This window comes from Vibrio cholerae ATCC 14035 (assembly GCF_000621645.1).
Classification (GTDB): Bacteria; Pseudomonadota; Gammaproteobacteria; order Enterobacterales; family Vibrionaceae; genus Vibrio; species Vibrio cholerae.
This window is the reverse complement of sequence record NZ_JHXR01000058.1, coordinates 1-2,024: the sequence shown is the minus strand read 5'-3', so window position 1 is coordinate 2,024 and position 2,024 is coordinate 1. Positions and strand designations below refer to the sequence as shown.

The window sequence follows — 2,024 nt, the reverse complement described above, 5'->3', positions numbered from 1 at the left end:
ACACACCTAACGCCCGCAAGGGGCTGGCAACGCATTAACACTAAACTCAAACACAACAACTGCAACCACCGCGGCTCAATGGGACTGGAAACGCCACGCGTTGACAGTCCCTCTTGAGGCGTTTGTTAGGCATAAATAGTTTCAAGCTCTATTCTTAAAATACTCATGTGCAGAACTTGATATATCACAACCAATGTATTTTCTAGAGAGATTATTAGCTGCAATTAAAGTTGAGCCTGAACCAAAAAATGAATCCGCTACAATTTCATTTTCTGAAGAGCTTTGCCTAATCAAAACCTCCAGAAGTTCAACTGGCTTTTCTGTTGGGTAGCCTTTCCAAACTCTCTTATATTCCAACACATCAGGAACACTTAAATCATTTAACTTTCTCTTTCCTTTCTCGAAAAATAGAATAAATTCATATCTAGCACGATAATGATATCCCATACCTATAGCACACTTATCCCAAACTATAGGCTTCCAAAATTTAAAGCCTACACTTTCCGCTATTGGTTTCGCCAAAAACATAGTTTCCTGGTCGCAAAATAAATAGAAATGAGAACCTTTTTTTAGCACTCTATAAACTTCACGAAACAACTCTTCAAACCTAGTGTTAGGAAAAACACTAAACCATTGATTGCTCGATGATTTACTCTCTTTTAACCGTGTAGTCGTACCTATTTGTCTATATTTTTCTAGCGATTCATATGGTGGATCAGTGATGAACAGATCAACACTACAATTTTCAAGTGTTTTAAGCCAATCAACCGCATCCATTTGATAAATTTTTGACATTAAATTGCCTAATATCGAGGGAAACGCATAACCTAACATGAAATGACAGATACGTTAAAATCGTATCTGTCATTAACCTATATCATTTTCTTATCTAACAAATCATCAAAATACCTAGGCATGATGATTACATTTAGGATTACTAGCTTCACAATGCAAGCCTCGACATTCGCGACAATATGATTGTACGCGAATCGTACCATCACCCATATTTCTGAGGCCAAACAGCTCTTCTACCTCTTCTGCATTGTTCGCAACTTTATTGCATCCACGACACGGACAGCGAGCTTTCGTTAAATCTGGCATATGGTCTACTCCTTTTATTTAATGACCATAATTTAAATATGGGCAATATGGAGAATATCAAGCAATTGCTTATAAATTTTATGCCTAACGCCCGCCTAAGGGGCTGGCAACGCATAACACTAAACCCAAACACAACAACTGCAACCACCGCGGCTCATTGGGACTGGAAACGCCGCGCGTTGACAGTCCCTCTTGAGGCGTTTGTTAAACTGCATTTTCAAGACTATAATGACCCAATTAAAGACCACATAAAGGACCGATTAAATGACCACTAGAATCCTAGCTGATGTTGCAGCAAGCATTACCGAATTTAAAGCAAACCCAATGAAAGTTGCAACTAGTGCCTTCGGTGCTCCTGTTGCTGTACTCAACCGAAATGAGCCGGCTTTCTACTGCGTCCCTGCAAGCACCTACGAGATCATGATGGATAAGCTTGAAGATCTTGAGCTACTGGCTATTGCCAAAGAACGCTTAAGTGAAGACAGCGTATCGGTAAATATCGATGACCTATAAGCTTGAGTTCAAAAAGAGTGCTTTGAAGGAATGGAAAAAGTTAGCCGTTCCACTCCAACAGCAGTTCAAGAAGAAACTAATAGAACGCCTTGAAAATCCACATGTTCCATCAGCCAAACTGTCTGGCGCTGAGAACATTTATAAAATAAAACTTCGGCAGTCTGGTTATCGCTTAGTCTATCAAGTTGAAAATGACATCATCGTAGTTACTGTTTTAGCTGTCGGTAAACGAGAACGCAGCGAAGTTTACACTAAAGCGCTGCAACGGCTAGACGACTGATGAAGTTTAACGCCCGCCTAAGGGGCTGGCAACGTATTACCACTAAACTCAAACACAACAACCGAAACCACCGCGGCTCAATGGGACTGGAAACGCCACGCGTTGACAGTCCCTCTTGAGGCGTTTGTTA

3 protein-coding genes are annotated in these 2,024 nt (G+C 40.7%); 2 read left to right on the top strand and 1 reads right to left on the bottom strand.

Going from position 1 to position 2,024, the window contains the following annotated elements; genetic code table 11:
- Positions 1-141 precede the first annotated feature (141 nt).
- On the bottom strand, positions 142-795 hold the full coding sequence (locus tag T411_RS0115605) for a DNA-methyltransferase (RefSeq protein WP_000036957.1): 654 nt from the start codon (positions 793-795) through the stop codon (positions 142-144).
- Between the two features lie 570 nt (positions 796-1,365).
- Between T411_RS0115605 and T411_RS0115590 the strand changes: the two genes are divergently transcribed.
- Positions 1,366-1,614 (top strand): type II toxin-antitoxin system Phd/YefM family antitoxin, encoded by a 249-nt coding sequence (locus T411_RS0115590; protein ID WP_000213183.1) that lies wholly within the window; start codon positions 1,366-1,368, stop codon positions 1,612-1,614.
- The gene (locus T411_RS0115585) at positions 1,604-1,894 is read left to right on the top strand and encodes a type II toxin-antitoxin system RelE family toxin (protein ID WP_000221352.1); all 291 of its coding nucleotides are present in this window, start codon (positions 1,604-1,606) and stop codon (positions 1,892-1,894) included. The genes T411_RS0115590 and T411_RS0115585 overlap by 11 nt, the downstream gene beginning before the upstream one ends.
- The last annotated feature ends 130 nt before the right edge of the window (positions 1,895-2,024 follow it).

Excerpts from the sequence above, each read along its gene's own strand:
- T411_RS0115585 (WP_000221352.1), top strand. The coding sequence starts at position 1,604 with ATGACCTATAAGCTTGAGTTCAAAAAGAGTGCTTTGAAGGAATGGAAA.
- T411_RS0115605 (WP_000036957.1), bottom strand. The coding sequence starts at position 795 with ATGTCAAAAATTTATCAAATGGATGCGGTTGATTGGCTTAAAACACTT.
- T411_RS0115590 (WP_000213183.1), top strand. The coding sequence starts at position 1,366 with ATGACCACTAGAATCCTAGCTGATGTTGCAGCAAGCATTACCGAATTT.